Source organism: Enterobacter kobei, from assembly GCF_001729765.1.
Taxonomy (GTDB): Bacteria; Pseudomonadota; Gammaproteobacteria; order Enterobacterales; family Enterobacteriaceae; genus Enterobacter; species Enterobacter kobei.
This window is the reverse complement of the sequence record NZ_CP017181.1, coordinates 3,704,128-3,719,888: the sequence shown is the minus strand read 5'-3', so window position 1 is coordinate 3,719,888 and position 15,761 is coordinate 3,704,128. Positions and strand designations below refer to the sequence as shown.

Annotated in this window: 20 protein-coding genes and 2 pseudogenes; 17 read left to right on the top strand and 5 right to left on the bottom strand. The window is 44.5% G+C overall.

The annotated features are described in order from the left end of the window. The first annotated feature begins 95 nt into the window (after nt 1–95). The 4 genes from BFV64_RS17995 (at nt 96) to BFV64_RS24575 (ending at nt 2,952) form a co-directional block, all read left to right on the top strand. Nucleotides 96–983, top strand: a complete 888-nt coding sequence (locus tag BFV64_RS17995) for a LysR substrate-binding domain-containing protein (RefSeq protein WP_069602327.1) — start codon at nt 96–98, stop codon at nt 981–983. Nucleotides 984–1,003: 20 nt separating this feature from the next. Then, a complete protein-coding gene (locus tag BFV64_RS17990) occupies nt 1,004–2,185 on the top strand; it encodes an aminotransferase-like domain-containing protein (RefSeq protein ID WP_059372918.1) in 1,182 nt (393 codons plus the stop codon). Nucleotides 2,186–2,270: 85 nt separating this feature from the next. Further along, nucleotides 2,271–2,789, top strand: coding sequence for a DUF6622 family protein (locus BFV64_RS17985; protein WP_059372920.1), 519 nt, complete (start codon nt 2,271–2,273; stop codon nt 2,787–2,789). A gap of 10 nt (nt 2,790–2,799) precedes the next feature. Continuing rightward, on the top strand, nt 2,800–2,952 hold the full coding sequence (locus tag BFV64_RS24575; RefSeq protein ID WP_226882784.1) for a helix-turn-helix domain-containing protein: 153 nt from the start codon (nt 2,800–2,802) through the stop codon (nt 2,950–2,952). On the opposite strand, the pseudogene BFV64_RS17980 reads toward BFV64_RS24575, so the two are convergent. The 5 genes and pseudogenes from BFV64_RS17980 to BFV64_RS17965 all read right to left on the bottom strand — a co-directional run. Then, a pseudogene (locus BFV64_RS17980) lies at nt 2,915–3,091 on the bottom strand (NUDIX hydrolase); the annotation flags it as partial. The gene BFV64_RS24575 and the pseudogene BFV64_RS17980 overlap by 38 nt on opposite strands. A 15-nt stretch (nt 3,092–3,106) precedes the next feature. After that, nucleotides 3,107–3,804 (bottom strand): IS1 family transposase gene (locus BFV64_RS17975; protein ID WP_223216367.1). Its coding sequence is split into 2 segments (ribosomal slippage): nt 3,107–3,555 and nt 3,555–3,804, totalling 699 coding nucleotides; the frame shifts between segments, so codons are not numbered across the junction. Between the two features lie 28 nt (nt 3,805–3,832). After that, on the bottom strand, nt 3,833–4,138 hold the full coding sequence (locus BFV64_RS25555; RefSeq protein WP_137984548.1) for a hypothetical protein: 306 nt from the start codon (nt 4,136–4,138) through the stop codon (nt 3,833–3,835). A gap of 3 nt (nt 4,139–4,141) precedes the next feature. Next, entirely contained in the window at nt 4,142–5,164 is a 1,023-nt protein-coding gene (locus tag BFV64_RS17970) for a site-specific integrase (protein ID WP_069602326.1), read from the bottom strand. Between the two features lie 2 nt (nt 5,165–5,166). After that, nucleotides 5,167–5,799 (bottom strand): phage repressor protein CI, encoded by a 633-nt coding sequence (locus BFV64_RS17965; RefSeq protein WP_063849407.1) that lies wholly within the window; start codon nt 5,797–5,799, stop codon nt 5,167–5,169. 119 nt (nt 5,800–5,918) lie between these two features. Here BFV64_RS17965 and BFV64_RS17960 point away from each other — a divergent pair, with 119 nt between their 5' ends. The 13 genes and pseudogenes from BFV64_RS17960 to BFV64_RS17905 all read left to right on the top strand — a co-directional run bounded on the left by BFV64_RS17960 (nt 5,919) and on the right by BFV64_RS17905 (nt 15,521). Further along, the gene (locus BFV64_RS17960) at nt 5,919–6,158 is read left to right on the top strand and encodes a hypothetical protein (RefSeq protein ID WP_000102104.1); all 240 of its coding nucleotides are present in this window, start codon (nt 5,919–5,921) and stop codon (nt 6,156–6,158) included. A gap of 35 nt (nt 6,159–6,193) precedes the next feature. Continuing rightward, nucleotides 6,194–6,703, top strand: a complete 510-nt coding sequence (locus BFV64_RS17955) for a phage regulatory CII family protein (protein ID WP_069602325.1) — start codon at nt 6,194–6,196, stop codon at nt 6,701–6,703. 7 nt (nt 6,704–6,710) lie between these two features. Then, nucleotides 6,711–6,938 (top strand): phage filamentation protein Fil family protein, encoded by a 228-nt coding sequence (locus tag BFV64_RS17950; protein ID WP_014884922.1) that lies wholly within the window; start codon nt 6,711–6,713, stop codon nt 6,936–6,938. After that, complete coding sequence (locus tag BFV64_RS17945; RefSeq protein WP_014884921.1) at nt 6,925–7,125, top strand: hypothetical protein; 201 nt, start codon at nt 6,925–6,927, stop codon at nt 7,123–7,125. The genes BFV64_RS17950 and BFV64_RS17945 overlap by 14 nt, the downstream gene beginning before the upstream one ends. 69 nt (nt 7,126–7,194) lie before the next feature. After that, the gene (locus BFV64_RS17940; protein WP_014884920.1) at nt 7,195–7,428 is read left to right on the top strand and encodes a DUF2732 family protein; all 234 of its coding nucleotides are present in this window, start codon (nt 7,195–7,197) and stop codon (nt 7,426–7,428) included. Next, nucleotides 7,428–7,655, top strand: coding sequence for a TraR/DksA family transcriptional regulator (locus tag BFV64_RS17935; protein WP_023307009.1), 228 nt, complete (start codon nt 7,428–7,430; stop codon nt 7,653–7,655). The genes BFV64_RS17940 and BFV64_RS17935 overlap by 1 nt, the downstream gene beginning before the upstream one ends. After that, a pseudogene (locus BFV64_RS24565) lies at nt 7,652–7,768 on the top strand (DNA adenine methylase); the annotation flags it as partial. The gene BFV64_RS17935 and the pseudogene BFV64_RS24565, both read left to right, overlap by 4 nt. 154 nt (nt 7,769–7,922) lie before the next feature. After that, on the top strand, nt 7,923–8,765 hold the full coding sequence (locus BFV64_RS17930) for a TnsA endonuclease N-terminal domain-containing protein (RefSeq protein ID WP_024551180.1): 843 nt from the start codon (nt 7,923–7,925) through the stop codon (nt 8,763–8,765). Continuing rightward, nucleotides 8,752–10,875, top strand: a complete 2,124-nt coding sequence (locus BFV64_RS17925) for a TnsB C-terminal domain-containing protein (protein WP_069602324.1) — start codon at nt 8,752–8,754, stop codon at nt 10,873–10,875. The genes BFV64_RS17930 and BFV64_RS17925 overlap by 14 nt, the downstream gene beginning before the upstream one ends. Then, the gene (locus tag BFV64_RS17920; protein ID WP_069602323.1) at nt 10,875–12,323 is read left to right on the top strand and encodes an ATP-binding protein; all 1,449 of its coding nucleotides are present in this window, start codon (nt 10,875–10,877) and stop codon (nt 12,321–12,323) included. Before BFV64_RS17925 ends, BFV64_RS17920 begins: the two co-directional genes overlap by 1 nt. Nucleotides 12,324–12,364: 41 nt before the next feature. Next, nucleotides 12,365–13,921, top strand: a complete 1,557-nt coding sequence (locus BFV64_RS17915) for a TnsD family Tn7-like transposition protein (RefSeq protein ID WP_024143025.1) — start codon at nt 12,365–12,367, stop codon at nt 13,919–13,921. 11 nt (nt 13,922–13,932) lie between these two features. After that, nucleotides 13,933–14,859 (top strand): hypothetical protein, encoded by a 927-nt coding sequence (locus BFV64_RS17910; RefSeq protein ID WP_033144814.1) that lies wholly within the window; start codon nt 13,933–13,935, stop codon nt 14,857–14,859. A 362-nt stretch (nt 14,860–15,221) separates the two neighbouring features. Next, the gene (locus BFV64_RS17905; protein WP_001097217.1) at nt 15,222–15,521 is read left to right on the top strand and encodes a helix-turn-helix domain-containing protein; all 300 of its coding nucleotides are present in this window, start codon (nt 15,222–15,224) and stop codon (nt 15,519–15,521) included. Nucleotides 15,522–15,761: the final 240 nt, after the last annotated feature.

Genomic DNA, 15,761 nt, shown 5'->3' with positions numbered 1-15,761 from the left:
GCAGACTCCTTATGTGTGAGCCTTCATTCTTTAATAAATAAAAAGTCAGATAAACTGGGCTAAAGTTAGAAGATTGCTAACCAGAGGTTCGGAATATGGATAAGCTTCGCGGCATGGAGACGTTTATCGCGGTGGTAGAAAGCGGCAGCTTTACCGGCGCGGCCTCCCGCCTGGAGATGTCGGCGGTCATGGTGGGAAAGTATATTGCGTTGCTGGAGTCCCAGCTTGGCACCCGCCTGCTTGAGCGTAACACGCGTCGTCAGAGCCTGACGGATGCGGGCCGCGTCTATTTTGAAGAAGCCAGACGGGTGCTGGAGCAGGTCTCAATCGCCGAAAACGCGGTTGAACGCCTGCGTGCCACACCGGCCGGAACCCTGCGCGTCACGGCGCCTACGTCGTTTGGCGGCTGCGTGATCGCCCCGCTCACCGCCACCTTTTTACAACGTTACCCGCAGGTGCGCATCGAACTGGATCTGACTAACCGAATGGTCGATCTGGTGGAGGAGGGGGTCGATTTGGCCATTCGCATTGGTGATATTCGCAATGACGATCTGGTGGCGAAATATTTGTGCCCCTACAACATGGTGATCTGCGCCGCACCGGACTATTTAGCGCGATACGGTACGCCGCAAACGCCTGTCGATCTGGTGGATCATCTGTGTCTTTCGCACACGGTATGGACCGCGCGTAACGAGTGGCGGCTACCGGGCGTGGAAGGGGAAGTACGCTGGAAGCGTGATGCCATCTTAAGATGTAACGACGGCTATGGCCTGCGTATGGCGGCACGCGCAGGGGCGGGGCTGTTGCTACAACCGGAAGTGCTGGTGGCGGAAGAGCTGGCAAGCGGCAGGCTGATTCGGGTACTGGAGCCGTTCACCCCCGCGCCGAGGCCGGTGCATTTATTGTGGCGCCAGGATTTACGTCCTCTTCCGAAGCTAACGGAATTTATCGCCCATATTCTGCTAAGATTGGGCACAATATAAAAAAAGAAGGTAATCAAAGAATGTCTGCAAACAAACTCGCCAGCAGCGCGCAGGGCCTGCAATCATCTGCCATCCGTGAATTATTAAAACATAGCAAAATGGCTGGCGTGATTTCGCTGGGCGGAGGGATTCCGAACCCCGATTTGTTCGATCACGAAGGGCTTAAAATAGCCGCGGATGCCGTCTTATCGCAACATTTTGGCGAGGCGTTTCAGTATGGTCTGACCGAAGGTTTTCCAGGACTGCGGGAAGAGATCCAACGCATCTGTGAAGGACGAGGCATTGCCTGTCAAGCCGATGACGTGGTGGTGACGTCCGGTTCGCAGCAGTCTCTCGACGTGCTGGCGCGTGCATTAATTAACCCAGGCGATACCGTCGTCGTCGAACGTCCAACCTATCTTGCCGCGCTGCAGGTTTTCGGCCTGGCGCAGGCGAATTTTGAATCCGTCGGCACCGACGGCGACGGCATGAAGGTCGACGAACTTGAGGCGCTGGTGGCAAAGAAAACCATCAAAGCGGTTTATATCGTCCCGACCTTTGGTAACCCGGGCGGCGTGACGCTCTCTGAAGCGCGTCGTAAACATCTGGTGGAATTATCGAAACGCTATGATTTCGTCATTATTGAAGACGACCCGTACAGCGAAATTAACTACACCGATGAGGTCTTCCGCCCGTTAATTGCCCATGCCAAAGATATCGGTAACGAAGAGAACGTGGTCTACACCTCAACCTTCTCTAAAATACTCGCGCCGGGCACCCGCGTAGGCTGGGTGCTGGTGCCGGAGTGGCTGAAGCGTGGGGTGGTGAACCTTAAGCAAACCACCGATCTGCACACCAGCACGCTGTCGCAGTTAATGACGTATGAGTACCTGAAAACCGGTCGCCTGGCCGGGCAGATTAAGATGATCCGCGAAGCCTATCGCCAGAAATACCAGACCTTCGCCACCGAACTGGAAGCGGAGCTGGGTGATGTGATGTCGTTCCACAAGCCTAAAGGCGGCATGTTCCTGTGGGCGAAAATGAACAACGGTATGAATACCACCCGCTGGCTGGAAAAGACGTTAAGCAACGGCGTGGTATTTGTCCCGGGCGAGTTTTTCTACTGCAATGAACCGGACCAGACCACGCTGCGCATGTCGTTTGTGACACCAACAGATGAGCAGCTGAAAGAGGCGGTGCAGCGCCTGAAGAAATCGCTTTAAAAGACCTGCGCATAATGGCATTTCTGCCGTTATGCGCAATACGCGTTCAGGGCGGCACGGGCCGCGATCGTTCATGGTGAGTTCCATGTTTGAATTTCTGATCGGTGTTGTTACGCACACGCCCGCCTGGGTGTGGGTGTTGTTTATCTTCCTTATCTCCCGTGGTATCAAAGCCCGCAGGCCCGCCACCGTTACGCTGGAGAGGCTTGCCATTATCCCGGCGATCTTTCTGGTGTGGGATATTTACGATCTGGTGGTCTATCGCACGTTGACCCCTGCGACTGTCGCATTGTGGACGGCGGGGATCTTCGCCGGTGCCGCGCTGGGGTATCTCCTGATTAAGCGGGCGGTTATCACCCGGGCAGATGCGCCGCGTACGCTTTACCGCCAGGCAGACTACACCGCGCTGCCGTTTATGATGCTGGCGTTTGGCGTGAAGTATGTGCTGGGGGTGATGAGCGCGGTTTCGCCTCAGACGATGCAACATCCCGCCATGAGCGCGCTGGCGATCGTCTCCGGGGGCGTGTTTGCCGGCGTATTTATTGGGAAATTTGCGCGGTATGTTGGGGTGTATAATCGTACCGCACTTCGCCGGGCGGAATGAACTTCGTTAACTGGCGGCAGGGAATCCGGTAGGGTGGATTGCGCTGTCCTGCGGCTACAGCAGCGTCAGCGCATTCATTGAGGTTTTCAGAACATGGACCGGTAAAACGCCGGGGCAGTGGGCGATTAAAGAAGACCCTTTTGCGCGAAGGTCATACGGGTAGCTTCGTTGAGATCCAGATCTTTTAACGATTCCGGATTAACCCAGGCGATCTCCTGAAACTCCTCATTAAACGTGACGTCCCGGTTGGCGCTCATGCAGTCGAAGATCAGATAGATCATATAAATCTCCTCGGTGGTGCCGGTAATGACTCCAACTTACTGATAGTGTTTTATGTTCAGATAATGCCCGATGACCTTGTCATGCAGCTCCACCGATTTTGAGAACGACAGTGACTTCCGTCCCAGCCTTGCCAGATGTTGTCTCAGATTCAGGTTATGCCGCTCAATTCGCTGAGTGTAACGCTTGCTGATTACGTGCAGCTTTCCCTTCAGGCGGGATTCATACAGCGGCCAGCCATCCGTCATCCATACCACGACCTCAAAGGCCGACAGCAGGCTCAGAAGACGCTCCAGTGTGGCCAGAGTGCGTTCACCGAAGACGTGCGCCACAACCGTCCTCCGTATCCTGTCATACGCGTAAAACAGCCAGCGCTGACGTGATTTAGCACCGACGTAGCCCCACTGTTCGTCCATTTCAGCGCAGACAATCACATCACTGCCCGGCTGTATGCGCGAGGTTACCGACTGCGGCCTGAGTTTTTTAAGTGACGTAAAATCGTGTTGAGGCCAACGCCCATAATGCGGGCGGTTGCCCGGCATCCAACACCATTCATGGCCATATCAATGATTTTCTGGTGTGTACCGGGCTGAGAGGCGGTGTAAGTGAACTGTAGCTGCCATGTTTTACGGCAGTGAGAGCAGAGATAGCGCTGATGTCCGGCAGTACTTTTACCGTTACGCACCACGCCTTCAGTAGCTGAGCAGGAGGGACAACTGATGGAGATGGAAGCCACGGGAGCACCTCAAAAACACCATCGTACACTAAATCAGTAAGTTGGCACCATTACCGGCATCCTTTATATTACCAGATAAAAATGCTTTAAGAGATTCAGTAAGCCCATTTTGTAATCTTTCGATTGTTTTTATTCTTGATTTGACTCTTTCTGATACAGCATTATCGTTATCATCGATGTAATCATTTAGGCACTCTTTGAACTGTTCGCATCGGTTTGAAAAATCAGAAACAATATCACCATTTATTTTAATGGGGGGGCGAAAAGTTGAACGCCTTAAAATATAAACAAATAGATCCTTCAGTTCTTTAGATAAAATTTGATGAAGAGTCATTTTTTATTTCCTAAACAATGAATTGAGCGGGTTTTTAGTAACGGCATCTTCTAAGTGCTCAGGTGCAAAATGAGCATAGACCATGGTCATTTTTATATCTGAGTGACCAAGGATATCCCTCAAAACGAGGATATTTCCACCGTTCATCATAAAATGGCTGGCGAATGTATGGCGTAGTACGTGGGTGCATTGGCCTTCCGGTAGCTCGATACCAGCCCGCGTTACTGCGCGTTCAAAAGCTTTTCTGCATGGCGTGAATAACCTCCCTCTGTTTTTAGGGAGTTCGTCATATAAATCCTGCGATATCGGGACGGTTCGGTTTTTCTTACCTTTGGTTTTGGTGTAAGTGATTCGGTATTTTGATAATTGATGTCCCTGAAGGTTTTCGGCTTCACTCCATCGAGCGCCGGTAGCCAGGCATACTTTGGCGATCATCAATAGACTGGGACTTTGGGAGTCTGCGCAAGCATCAAGCAGGCGTTTAATTTCGTCCGTGGCCAGGAACGCCAGTTCCCCCTCTGCGATTTTAAATGTTGGTAGCCCGGCAAGCGGATTAGGCGCTGACCAGTGGCCCAGTTTTTTCAGGGTGCCAAAAACGGATGATAAGTTACGCTGTTCCAGGTTTACCGTGCGTGGCTTTACTGGGGACATTAGCGCGCCGTCTTCGTTACGCACTTCACCTTTTAATCGTGCTTCACGATATCTCGTAAAGTCACCAGCGGTTAACTCAGATGCAACAGGATCTCCCAACCCATTGCAGATAATGTTCAGTTTCGCCATAAGCCGTTTGGGGTCTGCGAGCGTCCGGCCGTAAAGGGAGTGCCACTGCTCAATCAATTCTGACAAACGCCGCCGATCATCCTTTTCACCCAGCCAGGGCTTTTTGTTCACTTCATCCATGGTGAAGTTTTCGAATGCTACTGCTTCACCTTTCGTCGCAAATTGCTTGCGCACGCGCTTGCCGTCCCGCCCGTTAGGGTAGCACTCACACAACCATTTTCCGTTCGGCTGTTTCCTAATGGTCATGGCTAAATACTCTTGATTACTTTAATGGCTCGCCCGACAACTTCCACATCATCAACAGAACACTCAAAGGATGAGTCGTCCTGGTGAACAACAATTCTGTTGCCTGGTATTCGGGCAATCTTGACGATGCTTTTCACCCCATCAATATCGACAAGCCAGTAACCATTGCTAACCTGTTTGACAGATATATCCACTACAAAGCAGTCAGTAGACGTTTTTATAAACAATGAATTGCCGGGCTCACTGTCCAGTAAGCTGCTATCAAGCAAGACTTCCCCTTCGTTATTCAACTCTCCATTCTTCAATTCTGCTTGCTTAATGCTGGGGGCAACGATTTTTGAAAGTGGTCGAAGCGTGACGTTTGACTCGTTTACGGGAATTTTTTCTCGGTCTTCTGAAGTGAACATTTCACCCTGGCCTGTGGCTAGCCATAGCAGCGAAACCCCTGTTTCAAGTGCACACTGGATGACCCACTCAGCAGGGAAACTATCTCGTAAGTTTCTGTTTGCCATAGTGCTTTTTGAGATTTTTAAATGGTCAGCTAGTGCTTGTTTGGTGCTGAATCCATATGCCTTAAGCAATCTTTCGATAGCCTCTCTGCCTCCCGTATTGGGACCTGCCTGAATGTTGATCATCAAATACTCCATTGACGATCACTTAAAGTGATCGTAGTATCACGGTTATCCCGAAAGGGGAATCCCGAAAAGTGAGCTAAAACGAGATAAAACTAACTTAAACCTAAGGATACTGCACTATGAGTACAGATATTTCAATTCGTGTACCAAAAGAGATGGCTACTCCTGCAGAGTTCGCGGAGTGGGAAGGTATTTCCCGTGGATCTGTATACCAAAAAATTCACCATGGTCAGCTTGCTAAGTACATGGTCAAAAAAGAGAAAAATAAAGGTCGCGTAAGTCTTCGTTACTTAATGTACAAAACCGATCAGGTCCGTGAGTCTCTCGGTCATTCCAACTTCCGTGTCATTGTTGGTTAGTAAGTTAGATTATGAGAACTTTTTAAGGGGCTCACATGTTTGATTATAAGATTTCCAAACATCCACACTTTGATGAAGCCTGCCGCGCTTTCGCACTGCGCCACAACATGGCGAAGCTGGCGGACCGCGCAGGCATGAACGTCCAGACGCTGCGCAACAAACTAAACCCGGAGCAACCGCATCAACTCACGGCGCCGGATATTTGGCTGCTGACGGATATCACTGAGGACTCCACGCTGGTTGATGGGTTCCTGTCACAAATCCATTGCCTGCCATGTGTGCCGCTTAACGAAGTAGCCAGCGAGAAAATGCCTCATTACGTTTTGAATGCTACAGCAGAGATCGGTCGCGTTGCAGCAAGCGCTGTTTCTGGCGAACACCAGACAACAACGGAACGCCGCCAGGTTATCGAAAGCATCAATTCTGTTACTCGTTTGATGGCGCTTACAGCTGTTTCCATGCACGCGCGCCTACAGTACAACCCGGCAATGGCAAGTGCTGTCGATACAGTGACGGGCCTCAGCGCGTCTTTTGGTCTGATCTGAGGTGCTCATGCTTAATAAAGAACCTTCATTCGCTTCGCTGCTGGTAAAGCAAAGCCCGGCAATGCACTACGGCCATGGATGGATTATTGGGGAAAACGGTAAACGCTGGCACCCGTGCCGTGATCAGTCCGAATTATTAAACGGGCTGAAATCTAAATCGGCTAAGCCGTCAGCTTTTTTAATTATTCGCATTGTTCGCTTGATTATTAAAGGAGTGAAACATGTCTCGCAATGAGTTGAGAATTATTCTGGGCGTGATAATCCCAAATATGGCAGAAGGTTTTGAAATTAAAACCCGCGATGGTGCTGTTTTGCGTGTCGATCCTGAATGGGAATGCTGCAAAGAATTTAAAGAAGGTTTGCAGGCTGAAATTATCAACCAAATTAAAAGTAAGCCCGTCCCTGTTTCTGGTTATATCTAAGTAATTAACCCGTTTTTTATGGCGTAAACCCGCCGGGCATTTTTTTGCCCGAATTCTGAGGAAATGAATATGAAAAATACTAAAACCCACTCAACGAAAACAGGCCCAGACGATGCTGGCCTGTTCGCTTTGTTAAATGAAACGCGCATGGATGAGCGCCGTTGCCGCGCTGATGCAATGGCGGCTCGTCTGGATAGTCTGGCCGTGCGCATCGTTTCCCGTCAGTTGAGCCATATCGAGGCGGCCGAACTGCTTCGCGTTGAAGCGGTTCGCATCCAGAACGAAGCGCAGGAGCTGCATTAATGGCTGATTCAATGGACCTCGCCCAACTGCGCGAACAGGAAGATCGTGAGCGCCATATCAACAATGCCCGCGCCAAAGTGCCGGGCGTTTCCCGTGTTCTCTGTGCGGAGTGTGATGCTCCGATCCCGCCAGCTCGCCGCCGCGCTATTCCCGGCGTGCAGTGCTGTGTGACCTGTCAGGAAATCGCAGAGCTTAAAGGCAAGCACTACAACGGAGGCGTTGTATGAGCACTATCCTGAAATGGGCGGGAAACAAAACCGCCATCATGTCCGAACTTAAAAAGCACCTCCCCGCTGGCCCGCGTCTGGTTGAACCTTTCGCGGGTTCCTGCGCAGTTGTCCGAAGACAATAAAGTTGTACACAAAGCACTAAAGTTGTAACCATTCTCAAAAAACGACGCTAATGTTGTATACTTACTGAATGTGTGGTTATAGGGTTGGAGACTATAAAATGCACATATAGGTACGTATCAATGTCGTTTTTTGGGTACGATCATGGGTAGGGGTAGGCGTCTCAAATCCTATTTGGATTATGAAAATGCGCTAGGTGACGGCATAGGAGTGGGCTATGGCCAAAGTTATCAGCCCTGGCTTAGAGCTCAGGACGTTAAATCCCGTGGAAACCGTTCGATAGTCTTTGGCCTTAAGACGTTTCGAAACCATCATCTCCTTTCTTCTGTCGAAAGTAACTTTTTCTATCTGGCTGAGTTTAATGACTCGGTGATTGATATCCGGGAACAATTCCCACTCTTTCCTCTCCGGCTTACCCAACAAATAGCAAATCATCTACATTTTCAACATCCTATGGTGAGGGGAGTAAGAGGAGTACCTGTCGAAGTTCTGAATGTTATGACAACCGATTTTTTACTGACCTTGAGAACTCCTGAAGGCGGACTTCGATACAAAGCTATAGCAGTAAAACATAACGAGAGCATACCTGAACGCGAAGCCCAAAAACTTGAAATAGAGAGGATGTTTTGGCAGTTGATTGATGTTGAGTTTCAAATTTATGTTGGCTCGGAACTCAATAACGTCGTCGGTAAAAACATTTGCTGGGCTACTTCTGTATTAAGAGATGGTTCTGAATTTTATGATAAATATCCTCTTGATAAAATCCTATGGAAGCTTAAACCAGATGTTTATCCCATAGTGGGACTACGTGCAATGATTTCATCAATCATTGGGGTAGATGCACAAGAAGCGATGATGTTATTGCAGGCAATGATTGGATTAAAAATGATAAAAATTGATTTATCATATCCAATACTCGAAACCGGTCTGATAAAGATAATATCCAATGGCCACTATATAGGACTGAACGCAAATGGATATTATTAGAAATTCAGTCTGGCTCTCTCAAGGCACTGATTTGCTTGCAGAGGGGCTTTATCGTGTTTTGGATTTTGACAAAAAGGTTGATTTGTTAATTTTGTTTAAAATAAAATCAGAAAGAACGGGTAAGCCAATTCCTTTCTCATTTTCATTGTTTAAATATTATATTGAATCAAATAGCATAACTTGTAAAGATTATATATACCCTTCATATATGTTAGTAGATGAGAAAGAAATAACAGATGAAGACAGGGGAAGGCGAGATGAAAATTACAATATCATTAAAGATCTTGTAGATGACAGAATGTTTCTGTTCGACTATGCATTACATAAAAAGTCTCACCTTTTAATGGACTACTCCAGAAATAAAAAAATATCACAATATACTATCAGAACGCTTCTGGCGTTGTACTGGCGACATGGGCAGGATATTTATGCATTGCTACCCGCATTCTCGAACTGTGGTGCCGCTGGGAAAAGTAGAATCAAACATGAAATTAAACTTGGGAATTCCAAGAAAAACAGAGCATTACCTAATGAACGTTCACGTGTTTTCATTCTTAATGAAAGAGATATAAATAATATTAGAAAATCTCTCATTATGTATCATTATAAAGTTAACGGAGATACGATAAAGAAAACATTAGAGAGACATATTGATTTGTATTTTAGGGATGAAATTAAAACAGCGAACTTAGAAAATAGAGCTCCATATGTTCCTTCTTTAAAACAATTTTCATACTGGAATAAAAAACTCTTCACTAAAGATTTCTCGATAAAGAAGAAGAACACGAAAAAAGAAATAGACCTCAAAATGCGGGCGCTTTTAGGTAGTGCGGCTAATACAACTGTTTTACCGGGTGATGTTTTCGAAATAGACTCAACTGTCGCTGATGTACATCTTATTTCGAGTTTAAACAGACGAAAAGTCATTGGGCGCCCAACTATTTATACAGTGGTGGATCGCGCAACAAGAATGATTGTTGGCCTTCATGTTTCTTTATACCATGCTTCATGGCGAGCTGCCCGACAAGCGTTAGCAAATTGCTTTATGCCAAAAAAAGAATATTGTAGATTATTTGGAATCTCTATTACTAATGATGATTGGCCTTGTTCTCATATTCCATTAACATTGATGTGTGACAACGGGGAGATGATTGGTCTTAAACCTCAGGAAAAGATGACCCCCCTGACAAAACTTGAGTTTGCGCCAGTCGGTAGAGGCGACAGAAAAAGCATTGTTGAACGCTGTTTCGGTATTCTAAATGATGAAGTTATTCATAGGCTTATTGGAACAACACGAAGGGGTAAGATTGTTAAAGGAGAGCCAACACCGCAATCCAGGGCTTGTTTAACGATTCAGGAGGTCACGTCTTTACTGATTCGGGAGATACTTGCACATAATCAGAGAACATATGAAGAACTGGCTTATATCAATCCCTTACTGATTGAAAATGATCTCGTAATATCACCAAAAAATAGTTGGATGATAAGCTTAAAGCACGGGAGATTCAGCGCAAGAGCCGTTGGGGCCGACGAAGTGATCGCACGATTGTTGATCCCTGTGAACGCTAACATTACCGCCGGTGGGATTCAGTACAATAATCTTTTTTATGAATGTGATCCAGACATTGCATCAGGTGCCAGAGTATTTGGAAGAACCACTTGTGAAGCAAGAATAGATGACAATTGCGTAGATTATATATATGTAAGATTTGACAAAAATAGCATTTTCAAAAAGCATTACCTGCTTAAGAAAAGAGATATATTTAAAGGTAAAGCTCATCTTGATACAGATGTAATGGCTGATTGGGTAGATACTCAAAAAGAAATTAATTTATTTACTCTGAATTCACTCAGCAATATCAATAATAAAGATGATTTTAACAAGAAAGGTAACGAAAGATTAAATGAAATATACGAATCTCGACGGGTACATGGTAAAGATATTAAAAAGAACAGGAAAAATGAACTTGATTCATTAGGGCGAACTGATGTTGCTAATGGAAGACCTGAACCCCTACTTCCGTCATCCAGTAAGGTTCTGCTTTTGCCTGGCCGGGAGGAGAAACAAAGATGGTTAAAAGGTAAGAAGAAGACTGAGGACGCAGAATAATGAACCTTATACGGAGCGTTTCAGCGATATATAAAGAACAGGAGTTACCTGAGTATCGTGGCAACCCCTTAATTGAAGCACTTCCTGAAGCGCTTACGGAAGATGAAGTACTTCTGGAAATGAGTTATTTTCCCGAAATTGACGAAAAAATCCGCTGGACTGCCCCGGCGAATGTTAGAGAGCAGTATGTCGAACGTATAAAGAAATTCCGTTGCCCTCAAACCAATCTTATCCAGGCTTATAAAATGATTTTACGGGCACTTAGGGAAAGCTATGCAGCCCGTAATCCTTTAAAAAGCGGAACTATTCAATATCTTCATTACTATGGGACTGAGCGTCCTGATATTGAACCCGAAAGTGGATATTTTAAATCCCAGGCTGAAACCATTACGATAGTTGGAATGAGTGGTTCTGGAAAAACTACCATGATCGAGCAAGTCATGGATCATTTCCCTCAGATTATAGAACACAGCAGCTATAAAGGAGTTTTTCCCGGCTTCAGTAAGCAAATCGTATGGGTAAAGATTAATTGTCCATACAACTCAAGTGTGAAAGACCTTTGTGAAGAGATTTTACAAAAATTAGATGATGCAATTGGTATTGAACGAACTACACCAGAGATTAGAAATGGTGCTCTGGCTCGCCAGATTGCGCAAAGAATAAAATCATCATTTTTAGGTATCCTTGTTATTGATGAAATGCAGAGGCTAAAATTTTCAAGAACTGGAGGTGAGAGTAAGTTGATTGATTTTTTACATGAAATTGTAGATTCGATGGGGGTATCTATGGTTTTTTGTGGAAATCATCCTTTTGACGAGACTCTGACAAAGAAAATGAGAATTGCCAGGCGGGCAGAGTCTGGTGGTTATATGAAAATTTCAAATGTCAGATACGACTCACAAGACTGGCAATCGTTTATTCATTATTTATGGCCATTACAATGGACAAATGTTGAAACACCATTAAATGATGAGTTAAACGAAAAATTATTCATTTTATCTAAAGGCAACATTGGATTGGCTCAGATGATTTATCGGGGGGCACAATTAAAGGTTATCGGTAGCGGTAATGAAATCATAACTGGTGCAGTCTTGTCGGCCTCTGTACCGGTACTCGTAAGCCATACGGAGGAATATAAGGATACTTTACTCCCGGGGGCAGCGACTGAAGACGAGGAAGCCAAATGGCTCTCTGCATCTAATGAAAGTGATGCTTCGGCTAAGTTCATGTCAGAGAAGCCCTTAAAAGCTTTGATCCCTGGAGATATAGACAGGCCACAGCACAAGGAATTCGTAAGAAAAATAGACGAGGTTATGCGCAATTTCGACGAGAAAATACTGTCTCTTGACCATGATCTTGTTATCACCAGAACAGCTGAAAAGAAAAATACCTACGATGCTCTTCAGCGTTGCGGGCTTATAAATACAGATCCACTTAATAAATTGTAATGAGGTCATCAGTTCGTAACGGTCAAAGAGAGGTGGGGTAAATGAGAATGTTGTCTGTTTTACCTGATGAATCCTTGTTCAGTCGGTTTTGTCGGACAGCTACCGTGTACGGTATGTCCCCATCTTCTCTGTTAACGATCATTTTCCACAAACCTGATATGAGCGTCCATCCAATTCTCAATTCAGGATTAAAGGCTATTTCTCTTCATACATCCGAAAGTGCAGACCAGCTCTGGCATGAACAGACTTTACTCCCTCTGTTTGCCTGGGCACTACCAATCAGTCGTAATGAAATTATGGATTTCAACACGACCCCTGCCAGGCTTAATCGATTGTGCCGCCTTAGTAATTTTTCACTAGGACAGCGGACACTATTGAAGTTTTGCCCGGTTTGCGCTCGTGAAGATACTTTTCATTATGGTGTTACTTATTGGCATCTGGCGCATCAACTTCATGGGGTTACAACCTGCCATCGGCACCAGGTAGTGCTTGAAAGCATCAATGTCCCTTCTGCACCGCACATACGTATTGGACTGATGCCTCCTGTTTCGTATACAGAACAACTCAGCAATGAGACAGACTTCGATTTTGCTAAATTTTGTTATGAGTCCATAAATATAATCAGAAGAAAAGAAATTTGTCACCCAAATTACATGGATGTACTTAAAAAGTTAAATTTATTATCATTGGACGGGAATCTGAAGAAAAATGTATTTTACGCACATGTTTATGCTAAGTGCCAGTTATTTGGGGAGGGTTCATCGGAGCTTCTACCGACATCCCTTACTGATTATCACTACTGGGAGCCTATACTCAAAGATAAATGTTGTCAGCATCCCACAAAACACCTTTTGCTTTGTTATTGTTTGTTAAATACTTGCTGGCCAACGTATGCAGGAAGTCGTCCTAATAAAAAGAAAGAAATCTTTAAAAGTCATAAGGAATACAGCTTTCATATGGCTGAAAATAATACTAGTGTTAGCAACCTTGGGAGAGAATTTAATCGCAGCAGATGTTACATTAAAACACTTATTTATAAAAAATACCTGAGGGCGTTTAAGCGAAACACAAAAATTAATATATTCACTGAATTGCTTATCAAGTCTATGGCTGTAAGGGGGTTTAGTCTGGCATCCATAGCTGAGAAAAACTCATTATCGGAAGGAACTGTATCCTCTGTAATTTCATCTTGTTACGGTTTATGCTCATGGCGTAAAAAATGTAAAAAAGATTCTTTAAGACGGCGTCATAAGCAGAAAATATTAAGATTTATACATAATCAATCCATTTCTGTAACGCGAAAGTTAGTCAAGGAAAGTTGTTATGCTAGTTTCTTTTGGCTAAATAAACATGAAAATGGCTGGCTTAATTCCTGTCTTCCTAAAGCAGTACGATGTTATAGAAATAAAAGAGTAGACTGGAGCGAGAGAGATATAATCTCATCATCATTAATAAATGTTGTTTTATCTCAGGGGCAATACCCGATGTCACTTACAAGCCTGGATGCTTTACTGGGGGGGCATAACTGGCTTTTGAAATACAGAGATAAACTACCAATGACAATGACACTTCTCAGGAAAAAGAATCTAATTAAATAAGAGGGAGTGATATGGTTTACGAAAATGAATTGTGGCACAGTTTTCTTCTGCGTTCACAGATAATGTATAACTTATCCAATTGCAGGAACATAATATCTAAGCATGGTGAACTAAGGTACGATGCCTTTCCTCGGCTCGAACTGATTGATATGTACAAATTGCATAGTTTGCAGGATATATATGACATTCTTGCCACAAGAAATGGTTATATACTAACTTCCAATATAGTGTCGTTATCTTCTGGTGTTTACGGGTATTTCAACGCTGTTGAAGATGCCTGTCGAAATAATTTACACATAACTAATTCATATCCATTGGTAAACATCTCAAAGATTCATTACTGCCATAAATGTATTATTGAAGATATACACTCTAAAGGCATTGGTTATCTTCGTCATAGATGGTTGTTTGAATCTAAATGTGCAGCTCATAGTACCTGTTTATATGAGGTTTGTTTTGACAACTATTTGGATGCAGTGAAAGGACTTAGTGACTTAATTATAAGTGGAATAAATCCTCATGGTTATTGTTCCCTTGTGGTTGACATTTCAAATCCTTTCAAAACTCCAGTGTATTTATTGCCATGTGCCAGGGATAAAATTTTAAAATGGATTTCTGACAATAAAAATGAGCTGGTTTACTTTCTCTTTGACCTCTTTAAAAGTAAATCGCATTCTAGTTTATTAAAGGTTATTGAAGTCAGGATAATGCATAGTAGTTATATTTCTGCGGTGTTCAGGATATTGAGTGAGGTTAATTTTTGTAATTTCAACTCATTTATTACCGATTTATTCGAGGACGTAAGTTATGCCTCTGTTGGACTTGATGATTATTCTGTTAATGTGGATTTTCTCAGGCTAAAAGCCGCAGATTGCAAATTTTGCCGGTTCAATGGTAAAAATTTTTGCTCACTTTTTAATGTAAAGCTTCTTCGCTAATTTTTACTTCATTTATAAACTACTAAGAAAGCTAATAAGATAGGGTTATATATTTTGATTAGGGCGGGAATAAATTATCACTTCCCGAGTATCCCTGGGGGTTACCACCTGAGTATGATGCCGGTTAGCAACAACGTCTAAAAGACCTACGATCACGATAAATGTCACTGGGTCACTCTCAAGCAAAGTGGTCAGGGGTGCTAGATACCAGTACTGCTTACTCAACACGGCCTTGTTTTTGAAAGATGCCGAATCTTGGCAAGAGGCGTATTACAGCCTATAGTCTGTTAATGAGTATTACAGCTTATCTGCTGTAAATCCATTCGTTGTGCTTGTTAACCCGTCGATACGGAAGATCACTTATGAACACTCAATACGCTTTGAAGACCTTGAATCAGTTGCGTCCTGTTTTAATCGGCTTTCGCAAAGCCAATGGACTGACGCAAAGAGATGTTTCTGAACGTTTGGGTGTAACACAGCAAACTTATGCCCGACTGGAGGCCAACCCTGCAAGTGTGGGTTTTGAGCGTTTGTTTAGAGTGTTCAGCGTCCTTGGAGTGGAGATCGTACTTTCATCCAGGGAACCATTGTCAGATGCAAAGCCCGAATACGGAGCTTTGCACAATGATTCTTCACTTCCAGCCAGGCGGGAGAAATGGTGACGCCATGCGCTTCCCGGTCTAATTGTCTGCAGCAATATTAACCCCTTAGCGGCCTGAAGTATCAGGTTGCTATGAAGCCTTTCGTTTCTTCTGTTATGTTAAATACACCAGTTTGAGCTGTTTCGGACAACCATAAATTATCTCTTCACTCTTAAATGAAAATTTTATGTCGATCACATTATCGATGAATTTAGGAAATAATCCGTAAATGAAAATCTATCTACCTTTAAATTTATCAAT

Excerpts from the sequence above, each read along its gene's own strand:
- BFV64_RS17995 (WP_069602327.1), top strand. The coding sequence starts at position 96 with ATGGATAAGCTTCGCGGCATGGAGACGTTTATCGCGGTGGTAGAAAGC.
- BFV64_RS17990 (WP_059372918.1), top strand. The coding sequence starts at position 1,004 with ATGTCTGCAAACAAACTCGCCAGCAGCGCGCAGGGCCTGCAATCATCT.
- BFV64_RS17985 (WP_059372920.1), top strand. The coding sequence starts at position 2,271 with ATGTTTGAATTTCTGATCGGTGTTGTTACGCACACGCCCGCCTGGGTG.
- BFV64_RS25555 (WP_137984548.1), bottom strand. The coding sequence starts at position 4,138 with ATGACTCTTCATCAAATTTTATCTAAAGAACTGAAGGATCTATTTGTT.
- BFV64_RS17970 (WP_069602326.1), bottom strand. The coding sequence starts at position 5,164 with ATGACCATTAGGAAACAGCCGAACGGAAAATGGTTGTGTGAGTGCTAC.
- BFV64_RS17965 (WP_063849407.1), bottom strand. The coding sequence starts at position 5,799 with ATGATCAACATTCAGGCAGGTCCCAATACGGGAGGCAGAGAGGCTATC.
- BFV64_RS17960 (WP_000102104.1), top strand. The coding sequence starts at position 5,919 with ATGAGTACAGATATTTCAATTCGTGTACCAAAAGAGATGGCTACTCCT.
- BFV64_RS17955 (WP_069602325.1), top strand. The coding sequence starts at position 6,194 with ATGTTTGATTATAAGATTTCCAAACATCCACACTTTGATGAAGCCTGC.
- BFV64_RS17950 (WP_014884922.1), top strand. The coding sequence starts at position 6,711 with ATGCTTAATAAAGAACCTTCATTCGCTTCGCTGCTGGTAAAGCAAAGC.
- BFV64_RS17945 (WP_014884921.1), top strand. The coding sequence starts at position 6,925 with ATGTCTCGCAATGAGTTGAGAATTATTCTGGGCGTGATAATCCCAAAT.
- BFV64_RS17940 (WP_014884920.1), top strand. The coding sequence starts at position 7,195 with ATGAAAAATACTAAAACCCACTCAACGAAAACAGGCCCAGACGATGCT.
- BFV64_RS17935 (WP_023307009.1), top strand. The coding sequence starts at position 7,428 with ATGGCTGATTCAATGGACCTCGCCCAACTGCGCGAACAGGAAGATCGT.
- BFV64_RS17930 (WP_024551180.1), top strand. The coding sequence starts at position 7,923 with ATGGGTAGGGGTAGGCGTCTCAAATCCTATTTGGATTATGAAAATGCG.
- BFV64_RS17925 (WP_069602324.1), top strand. The coding sequence starts at position 8,752 with ATGGATATTATTAGAAATTCAGTCTGGCTCTCTCAAGGCACTGATTTG.
- BFV64_RS17920 (WP_069602323.1), top strand. The coding sequence starts at position 10,875 with ATGAACCTTATACGGAGCGTTTCAGCGATATATAAAGAACAGGAGTTA.
- BFV64_RS17915 (WP_024143025.1), top strand. The coding sequence starts at position 12,365 with ATGAGAATGTTGTCTGTTTTACCTGATGAATCCTTGTTCAGTCGGTTT.
- BFV64_RS17910 (WP_033144814.1), top strand. The coding sequence starts at position 13,933 with ATGGTTTACGAAAATGAATTGTGGCACAGTTTTCTTCTGCGTTCACAG.
- BFV64_RS17905 (WP_001097217.1), top strand. The coding sequence starts at position 15,222 with ATGAACACTCAATACGCTTTGAAGACCTTGAATCAGTTGCGTCCTGTT.